16 protein-coding genes are annotated in these 21,417 nt (G+C 71.3%); 8 read left to right on the top strand and 8 right to left on the bottom strand.

Features of this window, described 5'->3' with window-relative positions; all coding sequences use genetic code 11:
* Positions 1 to 140: 140 nt before the first annotated feature.
* From DEJ09_RS12565 to DEJ09_RS12530, 8 genes are all read right to left on the bottom strand, one after another.
* Positions 141 to 2,087, bottom strand: a complete 1,947-nt coding sequence (locus DEJ09_RS12565; RefSeq protein WP_111088811.1) for a prolyl oligopeptidase family serine peptidase — start codon at positions 2,085 to 2,087, stop codon at positions 141 to 143.
* Positions 2,084 to 3,922, bottom strand: coding sequence for an N-acetylglutaminylglutamine amidotransferase (locus DEJ09_RS12560; RefSeq protein WP_111088810.1), 1,839 nt, complete (start codon positions 3,920 to 3,922; stop codon positions 2,084 to 2,086). The genes DEJ09_RS12565 and DEJ09_RS12560 overlap by 4 nt, the downstream gene beginning before the upstream one ends.
* On the bottom strand, positions 3,922 to 6,507 hold the full coding sequence (locus DEJ09_RS12555; protein ID WP_111088809.1) for a carboxylate--amine ligase/circularly permuted type 2 ATP-grasp protein: 2,586 nt from the start codon (positions 6,505 to 6,507) through the stop codon (positions 3,922 to 3,924). Before DEJ09_RS12555 ends, DEJ09_RS12560 begins: the two co-directional genes overlap by 1 nt.
* Positions 6,508 to 7,156: 649 nt before the next feature.
* The gene (locus DEJ09_RS12550) at positions 7,157 to 8,035 is read right to left on the bottom strand and encodes an ABC transporter permease (RefSeq protein WP_111028813.1); all 879 of its coding nucleotides are present in this window, start codon (positions 8,033 to 8,035) and stop codon (positions 7,157 to 7,159) included.
* The gene (locus DEJ09_RS12545; RefSeq protein WP_146245719.1) at positions 8,032 to 8,904 is read right to left on the bottom strand and encodes an ABC transporter permease; all 873 of its coding nucleotides are present in this window, start codon (positions 8,902 to 8,904) and stop codon (positions 8,032 to 8,034) included. The genes DEJ09_RS12550 and DEJ09_RS12545 overlap by 4 nt, the downstream gene beginning before the upstream one ends.
* A 74-nt stretch (positions 8,905 to 8,978) precedes the next feature.
* Entirely contained in the window at positions 8,979 to 10,199 is a 1,221-nt protein-coding gene (locus tag DEJ09_RS12540; protein WP_204166168.1) for a PotD/PotF family extracellular solute-binding protein, read from the bottom strand.
* Complete coding sequence (locus DEJ09_RS12535) at positions 10,196 to 11,377, bottom strand: ABC transporter ATP-binding protein (protein WP_027466951.1); 1,182 nt, start codon at positions 11,375 to 11,377, stop codon at positions 10,196 to 10,198. Before DEJ09_RS12535 ends, DEJ09_RS12540 begins: the two co-directional genes overlap by 4 nt.
* A gap of 30 nt (positions 11,378 to 11,407) precedes the next feature.
* The gene (locus tag DEJ09_RS12530) at positions 11,408 to 12,862 is read right to left on the bottom strand and encodes an aminobutyraldehyde dehydrogenase (protein WP_111088807.1); all 1,455 of its coding nucleotides are present in this window, start codon (positions 12,860 to 12,862) and stop codon (positions 11,408 to 11,410) included.
* A 133-nt stretch (positions 12,863 to 12,995) separates the two neighbouring features.
* Between DEJ09_RS12530 and DEJ09_RS12525 the strand changes: the two genes are divergently transcribed.
* The 8 genes from DEJ09_RS12525 to DEJ09_RS12490 all read left to right on the top strand — a co-directional run bounded on the left by DEJ09_RS12525 (position 12,996) and on the right by DEJ09_RS12490 (position 21,352).
* A complete protein-coding gene (locus tag DEJ09_RS12525; protein WP_035809531.1) occupies positions 12,996 to 13,478 on the top strand; it encodes an Lrp/AsnC family transcriptional regulator in 483 nt (160 codons plus the stop codon).
* Positions 13,475 to 14,932 carry an aspartate aminotransferase family protein gene (locus tag DEJ09_RS12520; protein WP_084740608.1) on the top strand — a complete coding sequence of 486 codons (1,458 nt, stop codon included), beginning with the start codon at positions 13,475 to 13,477 and terminating at the stop codon, positions 14,930 to 14,932. Before DEJ09_RS12525 ends, DEJ09_RS12520 begins: the two co-directional genes overlap by 4 nt.
* Before the next feature lie 2 nt (positions 14,933 to 14,934).
* Entirely contained in the window at positions 14,935 to 16,299 is a 1,365-nt protein-coding gene (locus DEJ09_RS12515) for an FAD-binding oxidoreductase (RefSeq protein ID WP_111088806.1), read from the top strand.
* Positions 16,299 to 17,642: an NAD(P)/FAD-dependent oxidoreductase gene (locus tag DEJ09_RS12510; RefSeq protein WP_111088805.1), complete on the top strand. Its 1,344-nt coding sequence runs from the start codon at positions 16,299 to 16,301 to the stop codon at positions 17,640 to 17,642. Before DEJ09_RS12515 ends, DEJ09_RS12510 begins: the two co-directional genes overlap by 1 nt.
* Before the next feature lie 43 nt (positions 17,643 to 17,685).
* On the top strand, positions 17,686 to 18,339 hold the full coding sequence (locus DEJ09_RS12505; RefSeq protein ID WP_111045675.1) for a DUF1345 domain-containing protein: 654 nt from the start codon (positions 17,686 to 17,688) through the stop codon (positions 18,337 to 18,339).
* Between the two features lie 221 nt (positions 18,340 to 18,560).
* The gene (locus DEJ09_RS12500; protein WP_181433006.1) at positions 18,561 to 19,271 is read left to right on the top strand and encodes an Abi family protein; all 711 of its coding nucleotides are present in this window, start codon (positions 18,561 to 18,563) and stop codon (positions 19,269 to 19,271) included.
* A 39-nt stretch (positions 19,272 to 19,310) separates the two neighbouring features.
* Entirely contained in the window at positions 19,311 to 20,345 is a 1,035-nt protein-coding gene (locus DEJ09_RS12495; RefSeq protein ID WP_111088804.1) for a nitrilase-related carbon-nitrogen hydrolase, read from the top strand.
* Positions 20,342 to 21,352 carry an agmatine/peptidylarginine deiminase gene (locus DEJ09_RS12490; protein WP_111088803.1) on the top strand — a complete coding sequence of 337 codons (1,011 nt, stop codon included), beginning with the start codon at positions 20,342 to 20,344 and terminating at the stop codon, positions 21,350 to 21,352. Before DEJ09_RS12495 ends, DEJ09_RS12490 begins: the two co-directional genes overlap by 4 nt.
* Positions 21,353 to 21,417 lie beyond the last annotated feature (65 nt).

The raw sequence follows: 21,417 nt of genomic DNA, 5'->3' as shown, positions 1-21,417 counted from the left end.
GTTGCACCCGGTGACGCCGTGCCGCGGCTCGCACGGTGCGAGGGGGCCGACGGCCCGTGCGAGGTTCCGTACTCGGTGCGGGGGCACGTGCGCCGCACGGAGGACGGAACCTCGCACCAGGCCGAGCACCCCGCCCCGCCTCACCCCAGCCGCGACGCCACGAACTCCACCATCCGCCGCACCAGCAGCGCCTGCGACGACGCCCGCCGGTACTCGTGCCCCTCACCCTCGAGCTCCAGGTACTCCACGTCCTGCGCCCGCTCCCGCAACGCCGCGACGACCTGGTGCGCCTCACCGATCGGCACGTTCGTGTCGAGCTCCCCGTGCACGACGAGCAGCGGCGCCGTGACGTCGTCGATCACCCGCATCGGTGACAGTGCCGCGAGCAGGGCCTCGTCCTCGACGGGGTGGCCGTACTTCGTCGCGGCAGCAGCCGCGATCCACGGTTCCGTGTCCCGGTAGAAGGTCGCGAAGTCGCTCATCCCGCACACCGCGACCCCGGCCGCGAACACCTCGGGCGTGAACGCCAACGACGCGAGGGTCGCGTACCCGCCGTAGGAGCGCCCCTCGACGGCGACGCGGGAGCGATCGGCGTACCCGTTGGTCACCAGGAACCGCGCGCAGTCGACGACGTCGGCGAGCGCGTTCCACCGCAGCGCCAGGTCGTCGGCGTGCACGAACTCGTGGCCGTACCCGGAGGACCCGCGGATGTTCGGCGCGAACACGGTCACCCCGGCGGCGGCGAGCGCCTGGTGCTGCGGCGAGAACGTGGGTCGTTCCTGCGACTCCGGTCCGCCGTGCAGGTGGACGAGCGCTGCGCGGCCGGGAGGCACGGCACCAGCACCAGGGTCGGCTCCCGCCACCGACGCGGTCGGCTCCAGGGCCCGGTACAGCCACCCGGTCAGCTCCAGCCCGTCACGGGCGGCGAACCGCTCGAGCGTCGGCTCGACCAGCTGCACGTCCGGCAGCACCGGCACGTCGGTGACCCGGCTCCAGGTCAGCGCGTTCGTGTCGAGCCGCCACAGTTCGCGCGGTCGGGTCGGTCCCTCGACGGCGAGCAGCACGCTCCGGCCGTCGCGGCTGAGCACGGGGTCGGTGGCGACGTACCCGGGCAGGTCCGGAACGGGGGTGCGCGAGGCGTCGTGGGTGTTGATGAGGTCGAGTTCGCTGCGACCGTCGACGTTCCAGACGAGCAGCAGCGTGCGGCCGGCGTCGTCGGCGTCCAGGTACTCGAGCTCGGCGTCGTCGCGCTCGACGATCCGCCGGGGTGTGCCGCGCCAGCCGTGCGGCCCGACCGGCTGCGCGACGAGTCCGCGGCGGGGCAGTCCGGCCTCGGTGGCGACGTAGGCGACGAGCGGACTGGTCTCGCTCGCGGGCGAGGGCCGCAGGAACGCGATCTCGGCGGACCCGTCGGGGTCGTCGGCGAACAGGGCATGGCTCTCGTCGGTCAGCCGGTCGACCACGACGACGAACTCCTGGCCGCGCTGCCCGTCGCTCAGCACGACGAGCCGTTCCTCCACCGACAGGTCGAGGATGTGGATGAGCTCCCCCACGGCCAGGTCGTCGCGATCACCGGTGACCGGGTCGACCAGGTACGCACGGGCCGGCTGCTCGGGCTCGGTCGACGGCAGGGTGATGACGACCCGGTGTCCGCTGCGGCTCCACGGTCCGAGTTCGGCGTGCTGGTACCGCGAGCCGGCGATCTGCGCGGCGTCGGAGCCGTCCGGCCGCACCACCCAGACCTGTTGCTTCACGCCGCCGTCGGTCGCGATGGCGACGGCGAGCCACTCCCCGTCGGACGACCACGACACCCGGATCACGGGGTCGTCGGACAGCGCGATCCGCACCGGTTCCGGCAGCTCGCCGTCGACGACGACGTCCTGCACGAAGACCTCGGGGGTGCCGTGCCGGTCGCTCACGAACGCCACCCGCCGGGCGTTCCGGGTCATGGTCGGTCCCCACGACCCCCAGGCGGCGGTGAGCTGCGCACCCAGGTCGGCCGCGGCCCTGGTGGTGACCGACGGCTCGACGGTGGCCGACGACGCGACGCCCTGCGCGCCTCCAGTCCGGACGGAACCCACGGTCACCGCACCCCCTGCTGCTGCAGCCACATCTCGATCAGGCCGAGCTGCCAGAGCGCGTTGGCGCCGATCGCGGTCCTGGTGCTGTTCGGGTCCTGCAGCATCCGCTCGACGGTGGCGGGGTCGAAGAACCCGCGCTCCCGCGCCTCGGGTGCGTGCAGCGCGTCGCGGACGCGCTCCAGGTACGGGCCCTCGAGTTGCCGGATCGCGGGGACCGGGAACGAGCCCTTGCTGCGGTCGATGACGGCGTCGGGCACGATCCCGCGCGAGGCGCGCTTCATCACGCCCTTGCCGCCGTCGGTGAGCTTCATCGACGGCGGGATCGCGGCGGCGAGCTCGACGAACTCGTGGTCCAGGAACGGCACGCGGGCCTCGAGCCCCCACGCCATCGTCATGTTGTCGACGCGCTTCACCGGGTCGTCGACGAGCATGATCGTCGTGTCGCTGCGGAGCGCGGCATCGACGCTCGTCTCCGCGCCCGGCCGTGCGAACTGGCGGTCCACGAAGGCCGACGGGGTGTCGTCGTCGCTCTTCCACCGCTCCCCGAGCAGGCCCTGCAGCGCCGGCCACCGGCGGTCCATGAACACGGAGCGGTAGGCCTCGGCGGCCTGGTCGCGCGGGACGTCGGCGAGCGGCGGGTACCAGTCGTAGCCGGCGAGCACCTCGTCGGCGCCCTGGCCGGACTGCACCACCTTGACGTGCTGCGAGACCTCCTGCGACAGCAGGTAGAAGGCGACGCAGTCGTGGCTGACCATCGGCTCGCTCATGGTGGCGACCGCACCGTCGATGCCGTCGAGCAACCGCGACGAGGGGATGTGGATGCGGTGGTGGTCGGTGCCGAAGTGCTTCGCGACCTGGTCGGAGTACTCGAACTCGTCGCCAGATTCACCGCCCGCCGCCTCGAACCCGATGCTGAACGTGGCGAGGTCCTGCTGCCCGGCCTCGGCGAGCAGTCCGACGACCAGGGACGAGTCGATGCCACCGGAGAGCAGCACCCCGACCGGGACGTCGGCGACCATCCGGCGCTCGACGGCGGTGCGGAGCGAGCCGATGAACGCCTGCTCCCAGTCCCGCTCGGACCAGTCGGCCCTGGCGGGGTCACGCTCGAAGCGCGGCTCCCAGTAGACGGTGTCGTGCGTGGTGCCGTCGGGGTCGATCACGCGGACGGTCGCGGGCGGGAGCTTGCCGACGCCGGCCAGGATCGTGCGGGGTGCGGGGACGATCGAGTGGAAGCTCATGTACGAGGCGAAGGCGACGGGGTCGATGGACGTGTCGACACCGCCGGCGCCCGTGCCGCCGCTGCCGCTCGTGCTGCCGTTGCCGCCGCTGCCGGCGTCGCCGGCCAGGATCGCGGGCAGGGAGCTCGCGAACCGGAGGCCGCCCGGGACGGGTGCGACGTAGAGCGGCTTGATGCCGAGCCGGTCCCGCGCCAGCACGAGTCGGCCGCTGCCGTGCTCCCAGATGGCGATGGCGAACATCCCGATCAGGTGGTCGACGAACGCGGTGCCCCACTCGGCGTACGCCAGGGCGATGACCTCGGTGTCCGACGTCGACGCGAACCGGTGCCCCTTGCCGTGCAGCTCGTCGCGCAGCTGCCGGTAGTTGTAGACCATCCCGTTGTAGGCGATCGTCAGCCCCGCCTCGGCCAGCACCATCGGCTGCGCGCCCGCGGTGGACAGGTCGACGATGGACAGCCGTCGGTGCCCGAGCGCGACCGGGCCGCGAGCCCACAGGCCGTCGCCGTCCGGGCCGCGGTGCGTCATGCAGCCGGTCATCCGGGCGACCGCCCCGACGTCCGGCGCTCGGCCGTCGAACCGGATCTCACCCGCGAGTCCACACATCAGCGCTCTCCCTCGGTGTCCGCCGGGGCGGAGTCGGTGTCCGCCGGGGCGTTCCCGACGATCCACGTGTCCTTCGCGCCGCCGCCCTGCGACGAGTTGACGACCATGCTGCCCTCGGGCGCGACGCGTGTCAGGGCGACGTCGGCCAGGTGCACGTCGTCCGGTCCGGTCCCCGTCGCGTAGACGAATGCCCGCAGGTCCACATGCCGCGGGTCGAGACCGGCGGGTCCGATCGTCGGGTGCGAGGACAGCTGCACCACCTCCTGCCCCACCCACCCGGCGGGGTCCGCGGCGATCTCGCGCCGTCGCTCGGCCACCTCGGGGGCGCTCGCGCTCGGTCCGATCAGGACCCCGCGGCCGCCCTCGCCGTCGACCGGCTTCGTGACGAGTTCCCCGACGCGGTCCAGGACCGACAGCCGTTCCACCTCGATGCTCGTGCGGTAGGTCGGCACCGATGCCAGCAGGGGTTTCTCGTCCAGGTAGTACCAGATCAGGTCCGGCACGGTGACGTACATCGCCTTGTCGTCGACCAGCGCGTTGCCCGGCGCGTTCGCCAGGTAGACGCGTCCTGCCTCCGCCGCGTCGAGGATCCGCGCACCGAGGTCGGGAGCGTGCTCCGCGGTCAGCGCACTGACGTCGCGGTCGATCCGCAGGTACAGCCCGTCGAGCACGTCGCCCGTCGTCGCGTCGACCACGCGTCCGTCGCGGACGTCCAGGTCCGACCCGGACAGGAGGCGCAACCCGGCACCGTCAGCCAGCCTGCGGTGCTCGAACCACGCGCCGGCGGCGGGGCCGTCGCTGACCAGCGCGATCACGGGATCGGTCGCGCCCGTCACCGCGGTGGTGTTCGCGCAGAGGGTCCGGTGCAGCCGGTCGATCACGCCGTGCGGGTCGCGCAGGTGCGCCGGCCGCGGGGCGTCCGGCACGACGTCGTCCATCAGCTCGCGCAGGGCGATGCCGTACGCGACGCCCGAGGGCGAGCGGACGTTGTCCTCGAGCACGCGCCAGCCGCCGAACTCGTTGCGCACCAGGTCGAACCCGAGCACCGGCGCACGGACGGCGGTCGCCGGCAGCCGGGCGGCGTCCGGGTCCCAGCCCTTCGCGCCGACGAAGTGGTCCGCGTCCAGCACGCCGTCGGCCACGATCCGCCGGTCGCCGTACGCGTCACGCAGGAACAGCTCGATCGCGCGGGCACGCTGCCCCAGGCCACGCTCGAGCTGCGACCACTCGTACGCGCTGATCGTCCGGGGCACCAGGTCGCAGCCGAACTCCTGCGCCCCGCCGTCCACCACGAAGCCGACGTGGTGCTCGCGGGTCCAGACGTCGCGGGCGGTGCAGCGCTCGATCGCCGTCTCGGCGTCCCAGCCGTCGAAGAACGCCGCCAGGTCACGGAACGCCGGACGAGGGCGTGCACCGGGGCCGACCGCCTCGTCGCCGGCGCGGACGCGGTACCCGGGGATCGGGACCACCGGGTCCTCGTCGCGTCCGGACGGGAGCCCCGCGGTGTCCTCCACCACCAGGGCGACGACATCGTCCATCTCCCCGCGCTCGGCGTACGCGGTGCGCTGCCGGTCGGTGGAGTTGCCACGGGCCAGGGTCGCGTCGAGCAGCTCCGTCACCGTGCCCCAGTCGCCGAGCTCCTCGAGCTCCGGGCGCAGCCGGGACACGAGCTGGCGCGCCGCGACCTCGGCGGGCAGCCGTTCTGGGTGCTGCCCGAGGCCGACGAGTTCCCCGCTCAACCCAGAGCGGGCGGCCTGCCACATCGCTGCACGGTGCAGGGGTTCACTGCGCGGGTGCCACTCGGCGCCCGACACGACCGACTTCTCGGCCTTGCGCACGGCGGCGCGGAAGAGTCCGGCGATGAGCACGGCGTCGTCCACCACCGGGGTCGCGTCGCAGACCCGCAGCTCGAGCGTCGGCGCGTGCGACGACGGCCGCACGTCGAAGTAGGCCATCTTCTTGTCGGCGATCACGCCCGAGGCGATCAGGTCGTCGAGCACCCGGTCGTACTCGGCGGCGTCCTCCACCGGGCCGAAGCTGCCGGCCGACGGCCACCGCTGCCAGATGATGCTCCGGAACGAGGCGTACCCGGTGTCCTGCCCGTTCCAGAACGGACTCGACGCGCTCAGGGCGAGCAGGACCGGGAGCACCGGCGCCACCCGCTGGGCGATCAGCACCGCCAGGTCGCGGTCGCTCACCCCGACGTGCACCTGCAGGCCGCAGATGAGCTGTTCGTCGACGAGCATCCGGTACTGCTCCTGCATCCGGCCGTACCGACCGCCGGAGCTCAGCTCGAAGTCGGCGTACTCCGACCTCGGCGCGGTGCCGACGGCCGCGATGGTGACGCCGGCCGGGGCGATCGCGGCACTGAGCTCACTGCGGAGGTCGACGATCACCCGCCGCAGGTCGTCGAGGGTCCGCACCACCGGGGTGTTCGTCTCGATCGTCGTGCGCTGCAGCTCCGCGCCGAAGCGGTCGGTGGGCAGTTTGGGCAGAAGGCGCGGGGCCTTCGCGGAAAGTCGGCCGGACTCGAGGTCGATGAGGTGCAGCTCTTCCTCGGCGCCGAGCGTCAGCTCTGCACTCATGGCTGGAACCTACGCGCGGCGGCTGTGGTGCGCACCGCGGCACACCGCCCGACTCGTGCCCGTAACACTCCCGTCCATCGAGCGTCACGAGCACTGAACTCCCGCCCGCACCGTGCGAGGCGCGCCACCCCGTGCGACGTTCCACGCACCGTGCGCCGCTACAAGCACGCACCACGCGCGCAACCGCGCACCAGCCCACGCAACCCGCACCGTGCGACCCGCGCCAACCCCGCACCAGCCCACGCAACCCGCACCGTGCTGTGGACGCACCACCCGCAGTCGGGAGGCACGGCGCCAGCCCACCACGCGCCTCCCGTCCGCACCGTGCGCACCTCTTCACCCCGTGCGAGGTTCCACGCACCGTGCGCCGCTACAAGCACGCACCACGCGCGCAACCCCGCACCAGCCCGCGCACCCCGCACCGTGCGCCCCGCGCCGGCCCGCGAAAGCCGCACCGTGCGGTGGCCGCACCACCCGCAGTCGGGAGGCACGGCACCAGCCCACCACACGCCTCCGTCCGCACCGTGCGCACCTCTTCACCCCGTGCGAGGTTCCAAGCACCGTGCGCCGCTACAAGCGCGCACCACGCGCGCAACCCCGCACCAGTCCACGCACCCCGCACCGTGCCGGTGCCAGCGCGCGCGGAGCCCTATCCGCGGGTCCGAGCCAACCGCCGGTTCAGCGCCCCGTTCAGCAGCGCGACGAGCAGCCCCACCGCGAACACGAGCGTCCCGAAGCACAGCACCTGCGGCGGCATCCCGGCCTTCGCGGCGCCGTAGACGAACAGCGGGAAGGTGACCGCGGGCCCGGCGACGAACGAGGTGATCACGTAGTCGTCGATCGACATCGCCAGCGCCAGCAACCCGGCGGCGAGCATGCCCGGCGCCAGCAGCGGCAGGGTGACGAGCCGGAAGGCCTGGAACGGTGTCGCCCCGAGGTCACCCGCGGCCTCTTCGAGTGCCCGCGAGGTCCCCGCGATCCGGGCCCGCAGCACCACGACCACGTAGGCGACGTCGAACGCCACGTGCGTGATGAGCACGGTCAGGAACCCGGTGCCGAGCCCCACCGACAGGAAGAAGGAGAGCGACGCGGAACCGACGACGATCGACGGCGCCGCGATGTCGGCGAACACGACGGTGTTCACGACACCGCGACCCGGGAACCGGTACCGCTCCAGCGCCAGCGCGAGGGGCAGCCCGATCGCGACGGAGATGACCGCGGCGAGGAACGCGACGAGCACCGAGGTGACGAACGCGGCCCCGAGCCCGGACACGTTCACCAGGTTCGCGTACCAGTAGGTCGTGAAACCGTTCCAGGCGAACGACAGCCGGTTGGTGGGGGCGTCGTTGAACGAGTACACGATCATGTAGACGATCGGCACCAGGGTGATCGCGATCGTCACCCAGTACACGATGGCGAGCCAGGGCCCCCGACGGTTCACCCCGTGACGACGCGGACGGCCGGCGACGGAACCGGTCACGGGCGAGGCCGGAGCGGCGGCGGATCGGGACGGTGCGACGGCGGTCATACGAGGTCCTCGAGGTCGTCGGTGCCGGAGACGCGGGCGTAGATGAACAGGATGATGCCGAGCACGACCATGAGCACGGTCGACAGGGCTGCGGCGACGTTGTACTGCTGGTTGCCGGAGTAGGCGTCCTGGATCGCCTGACCGATCGTGTACGTGTTCGTGCCGCCGAGCAGGGCCGAGTTCACCGGGTCGCCGACGCTGTCGATGAAGACGAGCAGCACCCCGGCGAAGATGCCCGAGCGGGACAGCGGCAGCGTGGTGTGCCAGAACGCCCGGAACTTGCCGGCGTACAGGTCGTTGGCGGCCTCGCCGAGTCGTGGGTCGATGCGCTCGAGGGCGGCGTAGATCGGCAGGACCATGAAGGCCAGGTCGTTGTAGGCGTCACCGAAGATCACTGCGCCCCCGGTGCCGAGGATGTGGAAGTCCTTGCCGGCCAGCCCGAGCGCCTGCAGCGTCGTGACGACCGGCCCCTGCGACGCCAGCACGAACGCCCACATGTCGGTCCGGATGATGAACGACACCAGGAAGCTGATGAAGACGAGCATGAGCAGCGGGTTCTTCCACCGCGGGGACACCCGGAACGCGATGAAGTACGCCACCGGGTACCCGACGACGATGCAGACGATCGTGGCGGCGGCGCCGTACCAGAGCGACCGGAGCAGGAACGTCAGGTAGGGCACCTGCGGGTCGACGAACAGCGAGCCGTAGATCCCGAAGTTCCAGGTGAACGTGTAGCCGTCGTCCGGGTTGCCGGTCATGAGCGAGACGATCAGCCCGGACACCAGCGGGATGACGAAGAACACGCAGAGGTACGCGGTGCCGACGAGCGCCAGGAAGAACGGTGTGCTCCGACGGCGTCCCCGGCGCACCGACGCGGAACCGGAAGGACCGGCGGAACCACCGGGACCACCGGGACCGAGCCCCGACGCCACCCCGACCGCGCTCACGACTGCACCACCGCGTTGAAGATGCCGTTCCACTCCGAGTACTCGTCGTAGTTCTCGAACACCCGGAACTCGTGCGACTGCTCCAGCACGTCGGCAGAGGGGAACACGAGCGGGCTGTCCGCCACGGTGGCGTCGTCGAGTTCGTCCCGCACGTAGTCCTCGGCCGCGGGCACCGGGCAGACGTAGTTGACCCAGTCCTCGACGATCCCGGCGACCTTCGGCGTGTAGTAGAAGTTCATCCACTCGAGCGCCGACACCGGGTTCTCGGCCTGCCGTGGGATGAGCATGTTGTCGTGCCAGGTCATCTGCCCCTCTTCCGGCGTGACGAACTCCAGGTCGGGGAACCCGGACTGCTGCGCCTGGAAGACGTCGCCCGACCACGCCTGGGTGATCCAGGTGTCGCCGTTCTCCAACCGGTTGATGTAGCTCTGGTCGTAGAAGCCGGTGACGCTCGGCCGCAGTTCGCGCAGCCAGGCCTGGGCCTTCCGCCAGTCGGCGGGCGTCGAGGTCTCCGGGTCGATGCCGAGCGCGAGCAGTCCGAGCGACCCGAGTTCGGTGTTGTCGCTCATCAGCCCGATGCGGCCCTTGAACGCCGGGTCCTGCAGGTCCTTGAGCGAGGTGATCTTCCGCCCGGTGTACTTCGGGTTGTAGGCGAGCCCGGTGAACCCGGTCTGCCACACGACGGAGTGCTTGTTGCCCGGGTCGTAGATGGGGTCCTTCACGGAATCCGAGGCGTTCGCGGCGAAGTTCGGCAACCGCGAGTGGTCGAGCTCGCACACGAACCCGTTCTTGATCATCTGGGTCAGCTCGAACCCGTTCGTCATGACGACGAGGTCGTAGCCCGTCGCACCGTGCGCCCGCAGGATCGGTGAGACGGTCGCGTAGAAGGTCGCGTTGTCCTGGATCACCGCCTGGTAGTCGACCGCGATGCCCGTCTCCTTCTTGAACAGCGCCAGGGACTCGGACTTGCCGTGGTCGGAGTCGATGTACAGCGGCCAGTTCGCGAAGTTCAGGGTGCCGGTCGCCTTCGCGTCCTTCCAGAACGCCGCCCAGTCGACGGTGTCCTCGGCGCCGGCGGCGGCGGAGCCCTTGATGCTGCACCCGGTGAGCAGGGCGGCCAGCGCGGCGGCACCGCCGCCGGCCAGCAGGCCGCGTCGGCTGACGCGGGCCGACGTCAGCCCGCGCAGCAGGTCCGGACCGGGCACCGCGCCGGTCACGCGAGCGATCCTGCCGTGGCGGGGACGGCCTGGAGGCCCGGGTCGTCCTGGGTGGTGACGGTCGCGTCGGACGCGGGGTGCGCCTCCAGACCGAAACCGTGGTCGACGCCCCACGTGAGCCAGACCTCGGTGCCGGTCGCGATCCGCGGCCCGCCCTTCGAGTTCTGCGCGAACACCGAGACGCGACCGGCGCCCGGCACGTCGACCAGGTACTGGGTGCTGACGCCGGAGAACGAGACGTCCACGACCCGACCGGGGCCGAGGATGTTCCGTCCGGCCTCGGGGGTCGGTTCGGCGGTGCGGATCTTGAGCTTCTCGGGCCGGACGCCGACGACGACGCGCCCGGTCGTGGCGACGGCTCGGTCGGCCGGCACCGCGATCGAACCGGCCGCGGTGGCGACGACGAGCAGGCCTGCGTCGGTGCCGCGCACCTCACCCTCGAGCAGGTTCGACTGGCCGAGGAAGTTCGCGACGAACGCCGTGCGCGGCAGCTCGTACAGGTCCTGCGGGCTGCCCATCTGCTCGATCCGGCCGCCGTTCATGACGGCGACCGTGTCGGCCATCGTCATCGCCTCTTCCTGGTCGTGGGTGACGTGCAGGAACGTGAGCCCGACCTCGGCCTGGATCGTCTTCAGCTCGAGCTGCATCTGGTGGCGGAGCTTCAGGTCGAGGGCGCCGAGGGGCTCGTCGAGCAGCAGCAGGGCCGGCCGGTTCACGATCGCGCGGGCCAGGGCGACGCGCTGCTGCATGCCGCCGGAGAGCTGGGCGGGCCGCTTCGACGCCGACCCCTCGAGCTCGACGAGCCGTAGCGCTTCCGTGGCCTTCGTCATCGGGTCCGGGATCCGGCGCCGCTTCAGCCCGAACGCGACGTTGTCGAGCACGCTCATGTGCGGGAAGAGCGCGTAGTTCTGGAACACCGTGTTGACGGGCCGCTGGTACGGCTTCGTGTCGGTGACGTCCTGGCCGCCGATGGTGATGGTGCCGCTCGTGGGTTCCTCGAGCCCGGCGACGAGCCGCAGGGTCGTCGTCTTGCCGCAGCCCGACGGGCCGAGCAACGCGAAGAACGAGCCGGCGGGCACCGTCAGGTCGAGGCTGTCCACCGCGGTGTGGCCGGGGAAGGACTTCGTGATCTGGTCGAGCCGGAGATCGGCTCCCGATTCGGCGAACGTTCCGGTCATTGCCATGGTGCCTCCAGGGGGTGGTCGGCCTCAGCCGATGTAGGACATGACGTGCTTGATGCGGGTGTAGTCGTCGAAGCCGTACTGGGACAGGTCCTTGCCGTACCCGCTGTGCTTGAACCCGCCGTGCGGCATCTCGGCGACGATCGGGATGTGCGTGTTGATCCACACGCAGCCGAAGTCCAGGTCGCGGGCGAAGCGCATCGCCCGCGCGTGGTCGGTCGTCCACACCGAACTCGCCAGGCCGTACTCGACGCCGTTCGCCCACGTCAGGGCCTGCTGTTCCGTCGAGAACCGCTGCACGGTCTGCACGGGGCCGAAGATCTCCTGCTGCACGGCCCGGTCGTCCTGGCGCAGGCCGGCGACGATCGTGGCCTCGTGGAAGTACCCGCGGTCGCCCTGTCGTGCACCGCCGAGCTCGATCGTCGCGTGGTCGGGCAGCGTGTCCAGGAACGACTGCACGTGCGCGAGCTGGTTCGCGTTGTTGACGGGGCCGTAGTGACCGTCCGACCCGGTTCTCGCGTTGAGCCGTGCCTCTGCGGCGAGCGCCGCCACGAACTCGTCGTGGATGCCGTCCTGCACGAGCAGCCGGGTGGCCGCGGTGCAGTCCTGTCCGGCGTTGAAGAACCCGGCGGCGACGATCCCGGCCACCGCCGAGGGGATGTCCGCGTCGTCGAACACGATCACGGGTGCCTTGCCGCCGAGCTCCAGGTGGGTGCGCTTGAGGTCACCTGCGGCGGCACGGGCGACTTCCATGCCGGCGCGGACGGAGCCGGTGATGGACACGAGCTGCGGAGTGGGGTGGTCGATCATCGCTGCGCCGGTGGTGCGGTCCCCCACCACGACGTTCAGGACCCCCGGCGGCAGGAACTCGGCGGCGACCTCGGCGAGCAGCAGGGTCGACAGGGGCGTCGTGTCGCTCGGCTTGAGCACGGTGGTGTTCCCCGCGGCGAGCGCCGGCGCGAACTTCCACACCGCCATGTTGAGCGGGTAGTTCCACGGGGTGACCTGGGCGACGACGCCGATGGGCTCACGCCGGACGAACGAGGTGTGGTCGGCCAGGTACTCGCCGGCGCTCCGGCCCTCGAGGTTCCGGGCGGCCCCGGCGAAGAAGCGGATCTGGTCGACGGAGAGCAGGATCTCGTCCTCGACCAGGGTGGCGCGGGGCTTCCCGGTGTCGAGCGACTCGAGGTCGGCGAACTCCGACGCCCGCTGCTCCATCGCGTCGGCGATCCGGAACAGGGCGAGCTGCCGTTCGCCGGGGGTGGTGCGGCGCCAGGTCTCGAACGCGGTCGCGGCCGCACCGAAGGCGGCGTCGACGTCGGCGGGGGTGGACACCGGGGACGTGCCGTAGACGTGCTCGTCGGTCGGGTCGACCAGGTCGAACGTGGTGTCGGCGGTCGACTCGACGGAGGCGCCCCCGACGAAGTTCCGCAGGACCCGGGTGTCGGTGTCCGCCGTCGCCGTGCTCTGTGCGTCCAGCATGGCGGTGATACTGACACGGATTCCGGCGGTGCGGAAGAAGGATCCGGAGGTTGTGGAGAACTGTAACAACGGAAATCGTCGCGAAACACGGAGTTCACAACGGAATCCCTTGCGCACCCCGAACCGCGCTGCCATGCTGTCCGGCATGGCGGCAGCACCACGACGTCCGGGACCGATCGACGACACCTCGAAGCGGATCATCGAACAACTCCAGGCGGACGGGCGCCGCCCGTACGGCGAGATCGGCAAGGCCGTCGGTCTCAGTGAAGCGGCGGTCCGGCAGCGTGTGCAGAAGCTGACCGAGACCGGCGTCATGCAGATCGTCGCGGTCACCGACCCGATGCAACTGGGCTTCCACCGCCAGGCGATGATCGGCATCCGGGTCAGCGGCGACACCCGAACCGTCGCCGATGCCCTGGAGCAGCTGCCGGCGGTCGACTACCTCGTGATGACCGCCGGCAGCTTCGACCTGATGGTCGAGGTCGTGTGCGAGGACGACGACGACCTGATCGAACTGCTCAACGGCACCATCCGGGCCATCCCGGGCGTCGCCGGCACCGAGACCTTCGTCTACCTGCAACTCCGCAAACAGCTCTACGACTGGGGAACGCGATGACCATCTCCGAACAGGCCACAGGCCGGACCACGACGGGCCCGGCCGCCCGCCTCCACTCCTACGACCCGTTCGCACCGGTCGACGACGCCGACCTGCAGCGGAAGTCCCGGGACCACCTGTGGATGCACTTCGCCCGGCACGGCGCGAACCAGGCCGGTGCCGACGTGCCGATCATGGTGCGCGGCGAGGGCCACCATGTCTACGACAGCCACGGCAAGGAGTACATCGACGGGCTGTCCGGCCTGTTCGTCGTCGCCGCCGGGCACGGGCGGAAGCGCCTGGCCGAGATGGCCGCGAAGCAGGCGGAGACGCTGAGCTTCTTCCCGATCTGGTCGTACGCGCACCCCGCCGCGATCGAGCTCGCCGACCGGCTGGCCGAGCACGCCCCCGGTGACCTCAACAAGGTCTTCTACTCCACGGGCGGCGGCGAGGCGGTGGAGACGGCCTTCAAGCTCGCGAAGTACTACTGGAAGCTCCAGGGCAAGCCGATGAAGCACAAGGTGATCTCCCGCGCGGTCGCCTACCACGGCACCCCGCAGGGCGCCCTGGCGATCACCGGCATCCCGGCGATGAAGGAGATGTTCGAGCCCCTGACCCCCGGTGGCTTCCGGGTGCCGAACACGAACTCGTACCGCGCCGAGGAGATGGGCTTCCCCGGCGGCACCGAGGAGCAGTTCGGCTTCTGGGCGGCGGAGCGCATCCGCGAGATGATCGAGTTCGAGGGCCCCGACACCGTCGCCGCGGTGTTCCTCGAGCCGGTGCAGAACTCCGGCGGCTGCTTCACCCCGCCGCCCGGGTACTTCCAGCGGGTGCGCGAGATCTGCGACGAGTACGACGTGCTGCTCGTCTCGGACGAGGTCATCTGCGCCTTCGGCCGGATCGGCACGATGTTCGCCTGCGACACCTACGGCTTCGTGCCGGACATGATCACGTGCGCCAAGGCGATGACCTCCGGGTACTCCCCGATCGGCGCGACGATCATCAGCGACCGGCTGTTCGAGCCGTTCTCCAAGGGGGACACGACCTTCTACCACGGCTACACGTTCGGCGGGCACCCGGTGTCGGCCGCCGTCGCGATGGAGAACCTCGACATCTTCGAGGAAGAGGGGCTGCTCGCCAACGTGCAGCAGAACGCCCCGCTCTTCCGCGCCGAGCTCGACACCCTGCTCGACCTGCCGATCGTCGGGGACGTCCGCGGCGACGGCTACTTCTACGGCATCGAGCTCGTCAAGGACAAGGCCACCAAGACGACCTTCGACGACGACGAGTCCGAGCGGCTGCTGCGCGGGTTCCTGTCGAAGGCGTTGTTCGACGCGGGGCTGTACTGCCGGGCCGACGACCGCGGTGACCCCGTCGTGCAGCTCGCACCGCCGCTGACGATCGGGCAGCCGGAGTTCCGCGAGATGACGTCGATCCTGCGCAGTGTCCTGTCCGAGGCCTGGACGAAGATCTGACCGTGAGCGGCTACCGGGGCGTCTCGTTCTGGCTCGACCAGCTCGCGTCCACCGGACGCGACGACCTGACGCCCCGGCCGCCGCTCGACGGCGACACGACGGCCGACGTCGCGATCGTGGGCGGTGGACTGACGGGTCTCTGGACGGCGTGGTACCTGCACCAGGCCGACCCGGGCCTCCAGATCGTCGTCCTGGAACGCGAGATCGCCGGCTTCGGCGCGTCCGGTCGGAACGGCGGCTGGTGCTCGGCGCTGTTCCCGCGGTCCGCCTCGGCGATCGCCGAGGAGCACGGGCGGGACGCCGCCCTCGCGCTCCGCGCAGCGATGCGCGACACCGTCGACGAGGTCGGCCGCGCAGCTACCGAAGCCGAGGTCGACTGCGACTACGTGAAGGGCGGGACCGTCCTGTACGCACGCTCCGCCGTGCAGGAGCGCGCCGCCCACGACGAGGTCGCGTCCTCCGCGACATGGGGCGACGACGTGACGTGGCGGGCCGCTCGACCGGGTGACGCCGCCGGATCGGCGGGGGTCGCGTGGACCCCGGACTGCGCGCGCGTGCAGCCCGCCGCGTTGGTGCGTGGCCTCGCGGCCGCCCTGGAGGCCCGTGGCGTCCGCATCGCCGAGCACACGCCCGTCTCGTCCTGGGATCGCGGGCGTGTGGTCACGTCGCGCGGCACCGTCACGGCGGGCGCCGTGGTGATCGCGGTCGAGGGCTACGGCGCCCAGCTGGAGCAGACGAAGCGGCGGATCCTGCCGCTGTACTCGCTCATGATCGCGACGGCCCCGCTGCCGGCGTCCGCGTGGGAGCGCATCGGGCTCGAGCACGGGCAGACGTTCTCCGACTACCGGCACCTGCTCGTGTACGGGCAGCGCACGGCCGACGACCGGTTGGCGTTCGGCGGCCGCGGAGCCCGCTACCACTGGGGGTCCTCGATCACGCCCGGGTACGACCGGGTGCCGCGGGTGTTCGAGCACCTGCGGAGGGCCCTGGTCGACCTGTTCCCCGTCGTCGCGGACGCCCCGGTCACCCACAGGTGGGGCGGCCCGCTCGGGGTGCCGCGCGACTGGTGCGCCTCGGTGACCTGGGACGGACACGTCGGCAGCGCCGGCGGGTACGTCGGGGACGGTCTGTCGACGACGAACCTGGCCGGACGGACCCTCGCCGACCTCGTGCGCGGGGAGTCGACGGCACTGACCGCACTGCCGTGGGTGAACCACCGATCGCCCGACTGGGAGCCCGAGCCGCTGCGGTTCCTCGGCGCGAACGCGGGACTCGTCGCGACCGACCTGGCCGACCGCGAAGAAGCGCTGACCGGGCGGCCGAGTCTGGCGGCCCGGCTGATGGCACCGCTGACCGGAGGACACTGATGGCTGCTGGTCTCGACTCCGACGTCGTGGTCGTCGGGGCGGGGGTCGCCGGGCTCGCCGCCGCCCGGGCGCTCGCGCTCGGCGGGCAGCGGGTCGTCGTGCTCGAGGCCCGCGACCGGATCGGCGGGCGCACCTGGACCGATTCGTCACTCGGGGTGCCGGTCGACCTCGGCGCCTCGTGGATCCACGGGGTCGACGGCAACCCGCTCTGGGCCCTGGCGCCGGCGTTCGGCATCGAGACCGTCGAGTTCACGGTCGGCAGCTTCCAGTTCGACGGCCGGCCGATCGCATGGCACGACCCGTCCGGCGCCGCACTCTCCGCCGAGGACACGTCGGCGTTCGTCGCGGACCTGCACACCGTCGACGCGGCGCTCGACGCCGTCGTCGCGCACGCTCCCCCGCCCTCGACCTACGCGGCCGCCGTCGACACCGTGCTCCGCTCGCTGCGGTGGCAGGGCGACCGGGCCGCACGGGTCCGCGAGTACACGGCCCACCGCTCCGAGGACCTCTGCGGTGCCCCCGTGACCGTCCTCGACGCGCACGGTCTCGACGAGGAGCACGTCCCCGGTGACGAGGTGGTGTTCCCCGGCGGCTACGCCCAGTACGCCCGCGCGCTGGCCGAGGGTCTCGACGTCCGGCTGTCGTCGGTCGTGCGGTCGGTGACCCAGGCCGGTGACTCGGTGACCGTGGGGCTCGCCGACGGCACCACCGTCGTCGCGCCGCAGGTCGTCGTCACCGTGCCGCTCGGGGTGCTGCAGTCCGGCGACGTGGTCTTCGACCCGCCCCTGTCCGCGTCGGTGACCGGAGCGCTCGACCGGCTCGGGATGGGCACCTACGACAAGGTGTTCCTGCGGTTCCCCACACGGTTCTGGGGCGACTCGTGGGTGGTCCGGCAGCAGGGGTCCGCCGGTGTCGACTGGCACTCCTGGTACGACATGTCCCGGGTGACCGGTGCGCCGGTGCTCGCCGCCCTGGTCGGTGGTGCCGGAGCCCGTCGGCTCGAGACCCTGCCGGACGCCATGGTCGTCGACGAGGGGGTGGCGGCGCTGCGGAAGATGTTCGGCCCGTCCGTCCCCCAGCCCGAGGCGTTCCGGATCACCCGGTGGGCCGAGGACCCGTTCTCACGGGGCTCGTACTCGTACCTCCACGTCGGGGCGTCACCCGACGACCACGACCTGCTCGGCACCCCGTCCGGCCGGGTGCAGCTCGCCGGCGAGGCCACCTGGAGCGACGACCCGGCGACGGTGCACGGTGCGCTGCTGTCCGGGCTGCGGGCAGCCGGGCGGTTGCTCGGCACCGAGGTCGAACCGCTCTCGCTCGCCGACCCGCTGTCCAGGCCCTGAGCGCCACACCCCCGCGGGTGTCGGCCCGTGCGACACTCGCTCCGTGACCCCGACGAGGACCCGACCGCGACACGAACACCGGGCACCGGTCGCCGTCGCGGTCCTGGTGAACCTGGCGCTGAGCCTGTTCCTGCCCGACGAGGTGCTGTTCTTCCCGTCGTGGGTGGTGCCCGTCCTGGGCGTCCTGCTGCTCGCCCCGCTCATCGTCTTCAACCCGCGGCGTCTGACGCGCGAGACCACGTGGTCACGGTGGCTGTCGTTCGCGCTGGCGGCCCTGCTCACCGTCGCCAGCCAGCTCACCGTCATCCGGACCATCACCGAGCTGCTCGGCGGCCACGCGGACGGTGCGGCCGTGCTGCTCACCGCGCTGCAGGTCTGGGTGAGCACGATCATCGTGTTCGGGCTCGTCTACTGGGAGCTCGACCGCGGGGGTCCGGTGGCACGGCGTCGCCCCGAACTGTGGTCGACTGCCGAGGCGGACTTCCAGTTCCCGCAGGAGACCGACCCGAAGACCGCGGACTGGCGGCCGGTCTACCTCGACTACCTCTACGTGGCGATGACGAACATGATGGCGTTCAGCCCGACGGACACGATGCCGATGACCGTCCGGGCGAAGATGATCATGGCCTACCAGGCGCTCAGCGGGTTCATCCTGCTGGCGCTGGTCATCTCGCGCGCGGTCAACATCATCAGCTGACCACGGAGACGTGAACCATCGTCGCCATTGCACGTTCGATTCCCACGGTGGTGCCGAAGTCCTAGCGTTGCCGGATGCACCGCGACCCCTGGGAACGAGACCCCCGGGAAACAGAAATCCCCCCGCTCAGCGGGGGGATCTCGGGGTATGCACGTCGGTCCAAGCCCGACGCTCGTGCCGTCAACGCTAGGGCCTCGTCGTCAGGCAGTCAACCGAGCGCGTTGGAGCGTCTGGTCAGCCCTGCCCGACTCGCGACCTACCTCTGTGCCGCCGACGGTGATCTGGGCCGCGCGAGCGATCTGTACCTCTGGGCTGGACAACTGGCCGGGGCACTCCACGGCCAGATCGCGTTCGTCGAGATCGCCGTGCGCAATGCTCTCGACCTCCAGTTGACCGAGTGGAACGCCAGGAAGGGCAGCACGCCGGATTGGAGCACCGCGGGTGCAACGGTCGAACCGCTGTACGCGTTGCTTCGTCGGCAGCTGGCAGATGCCCGGAGTCGAGCTGCTCAAGAGGCATCAGACCGTCACGCGGAGCACCCCCGATCCGGCACCGTCCCGAGCCACGACGACGTCGTCGCTCAACTCATGTTCGGTTCGTGGGTCAAGCTCATCCGCCCGGTGTCCCGATCCGAGTCGCCTGCGCGCCAGCAGCTGTTGTGGGGTGCCGCGCTGTCTGCGGCCTTCCCCGGTGCGTCGTCGAACGACTCCAGCCGGCAGACGATCGGGCTCCAACTCGAGACGCTCCGCCGACTCCGAAATCGTGTCGCTCACCACGACAACCTGCTGCAAGTGGACGTCCGGCACCGGCTCAACGGCATGCTCGCCCTGCTTGCCAGCCTCGATCAGGACTACCCCGCGCTCGCGGCCGCCCGCAGTCCGTTACGGCGGCTCATCAAGGAGGACCCGCGGCGTGAATGGCAAACCGCGTGAAGGTCTTGCGCGCGTTGACCATGCGATCAACAATGGCGCATGGACGTCGTCACCGCACCCTCGCTCCCGTCGCCGCTGCACGCCGACACCGGGGCACCCCGCCGGTCCCTCCGCGTCGCCCTCGTGCAGATGCGGTGGCTCCCCGACCCGGACGAGCACCTGGCCCAGCTCGCCGACGGCATCGCGACCGCCGCAGCGAACGGTGCCACCGCGGTGTTCCTGCCCGAGCTCACGCTGCGCCGCTACCCGGGTGACACCCCGGCGAGCGGGACCCCGAAGGACCTCGCCGAGTCGCTGCAGGACGGTCCGACCGTCGCCTTCGCCCGTGCCCAGGCGATCGAGCACGGGGTGTTCGTGCACGCCTCGCTGTACGAGCGACCGGGCGACGACGACCAGCACGACGACCCCCGCGGCTACAACACCGCCGTCCTCGTCGCTCCCGACGGCACCCTGGTCGGCCGGACCCGGAAGACCCACATCCCGATCAGCGCCGGCTACCACGAGGACACGTACTTCCGCCCGGGGACCGACGACGATGCCTTCCCCGTGTACGAGCCGGCCGGACTCGGCGCGCGCCTCGGGCTGCCGACCTGCTGGGACGAGTGGTTCCCCGAGGTGGCCCGGTCCTACGGCCTCGCCGGGTCCGAGGTGCTCGTGTACCCGACGGCGATCGGCTCCGAACCGACCTTCCCCGACTTCGACACCGCGCCGATCTGGCAGCGGGTGATCGTGGCGAACGGCATCACCGCCGGGCAGTTCATGGTCGTGCCGAACCGGTGGGGCGACGAGGGCGACATCACCTTCTACGGCTCGTCCTTCATCTCGGACCCGTTCGGCCGGGTGCTCGTCGAGGCTCCCCGTGACGCGAGCGTGGTGCTCGTCGCCGACCTCGACCTCGAGGCCCGGAGGGAGTGGCTCCGGCTGTTCCCCTTCTACGTGACCCGGCGCCCAGACCTGTACGCCGGACTCGTCGAACCCGTCGACGAGGAACGCCACGCGTACGGCGCACGCGACGCGATCGACGCAGCCCTGGCCGTGGAACCGGCCACCACCGGGCGCGAGGCGAGCGCATGACGTGGGTGATGCCTCCCGAGACGGCTCCGCAGGAACGCACCTGGATGGCGTTCCCACGCCCCGGCCTGACGCTCGGCGACGACGCGGCGAGCGCCGACGCCGCGCGTCTGGCATGGGCGACCACGGCCAACACGATCAGTGAGCACCAGCCGGTCACCGTCGTCGTGGACCCGGTCGCACGGGCGGATGCCGGTCGCCTGCTGTCGTCCGACGTGGACGTGCTCGAGGCGCCGCTCGACGACTTCTGGATGCGCGACATCGGCCCGACGTTCGTCGTCGACGACGTGACCGGTGCGCTCGGTGCCGTCGACTGGGTCTTCAACGGCTGGGGCGCGAACTCCTGGTCGACCTGGACCCGTGACGCCGAGGTCGCCGCCACGGTCGCCGGTGCTGCGGGAGCCAGGCGGATCCCGTCGTTGCTCGTCAACGAGGGCGGGGCGATCCACGTCGACGGCGCCGGCACCGTGCTCGTGACGGAGACGGTGCAGCTCGACCCGCGACGGAACCCGTACGCCGACCGGGAGCGCGTCGAGCTGGAGCTGGCGCGCGCGATCGGCGCAACGCGGGTGGTCTGGCTGCCCCGCGGTCTGACGCGCGACTACGACGGCTTCGGCACCCGGGGGCACGTCGACATGGTGGCGACCTTCGCCGATCCGGGCACGGTCCTGCTGCACGCCCAGCCGGATGCGGGCCACCCGGACCACCTGGTGATGCCCCAGATCCGGCGAGCGCTCGAGCAGGCGACCGACGCGACGATCATCGAGTTGCCGGCCCCGTCGACGCTGTCGGACGACGGTGGACCGGTGGACTGGAACTACGTGAACCACGTCGTGGTGAACGGCGCCGTGATCGCCTGCGCGTTCGGCGACCCGGTCGCTGACGACCGTGCCAGGGGCATCCTCGCCGAGGCGTACCCGGGCCGACGGGTCCGCTCGATCGACGCGCGACAGGTGTTCGCGCGGGGTGGTGGGCTGCACTGCATCACCCAGCAGCAACCGGTGGCCTGAACCACTGCCGCGGTGTACAGCGGGTCCCGATCACCTGTACACCGCGGCCGGTCCGCCCACTGCCG

The organism is Curtobacterium sp. MCLR17_055 (assembly GCF_003234305.1).
Taxonomy (GTDB): Bacteria; Actinomycetota; Actinomycetes; order Actinomycetales; family Microbacteriaceae; genus Curtobacterium; species Curtobacterium flaccumfaciens.
This window is presented reverse-complemented; position numbering and strand designations above follow the sequence as displayed.

What these genes read in the sequence shown, in the direction of transcription:
- DEJ09_RS12560 (WP_111088810.1), bottom strand. Translation starts at nt 3,922, where the DNA reads ATGTGTGGACTCGCGGGTGAGATCCGGTTCGACGGCCGAGCGCCGGAC.
- DEJ09_RS12555 (WP_111088809.1), bottom strand. Translation starts at nt 6,507, where the DNA reads ATGAGTGCAGAGCTGACGCTCGGCGCCGAGGAAGAGCTGCACCTCATC.
- DEJ09_RS12550 (WP_111028813.1), bottom strand. Translation starts at nt 8,035, where the DNA reads ATGACCGCCGTCGCACCGTCCCGATCCGCCGCCGCTCCGGCCTCGCCC.
- DEJ09_RS12535 (WP_027466951.1), bottom strand. Translation starts at nt 11,377, where the DNA reads ATGACCGGAACGTTCGCCGAATCGGGAGCCGATCTCCGGCTCGACCAG.
- DEJ09_RS12530 (WP_111088807.1), bottom strand. Translation starts at nt 12,862, where the DNA reads ATGCTGGACGCACAGAGCACGGCGACGGCGGACACCGACACCCGGGTC.
- DEJ09_RS12525 (WP_035809531.1), top strand. Translation starts at nt 12,996, where the DNA reads ATGCTGTCCGGCATGGCGGCAGCACCACGACGTCCGGGACCGATCGAC.
- DEJ09_RS12520 (WP_084740608.1), top strand. Translation starts at nt 13,475, where the DNA reads ATGACCATCTCCGAACAGGCCACAGGCCGGACCACGACGGGCCCGGCC.
- DEJ09_RS12510 (WP_111088805.1), top strand. Translation starts at nt 16,299, where the DNA reads ATGGCTGCTGGTCTCGACTCCGACGTCGTGGTCGTCGGGGCGGGGGTC.
- DEJ09_RS12495 (WP_111088804.1), top strand. Translation starts at nt 19,311, where the DNA reads ATGGACGTCGTCACCGCACCCTCGCTCCCGTCGCCGCTGCACGCCGAC.
- DEJ09_RS12490 (WP_111088803.1), top strand. Translation starts at nt 20,342, where the DNA reads ATGACGTGGGTGATGCCTCCCGAGACGGCTCCGCAGGAACGCACCTGG.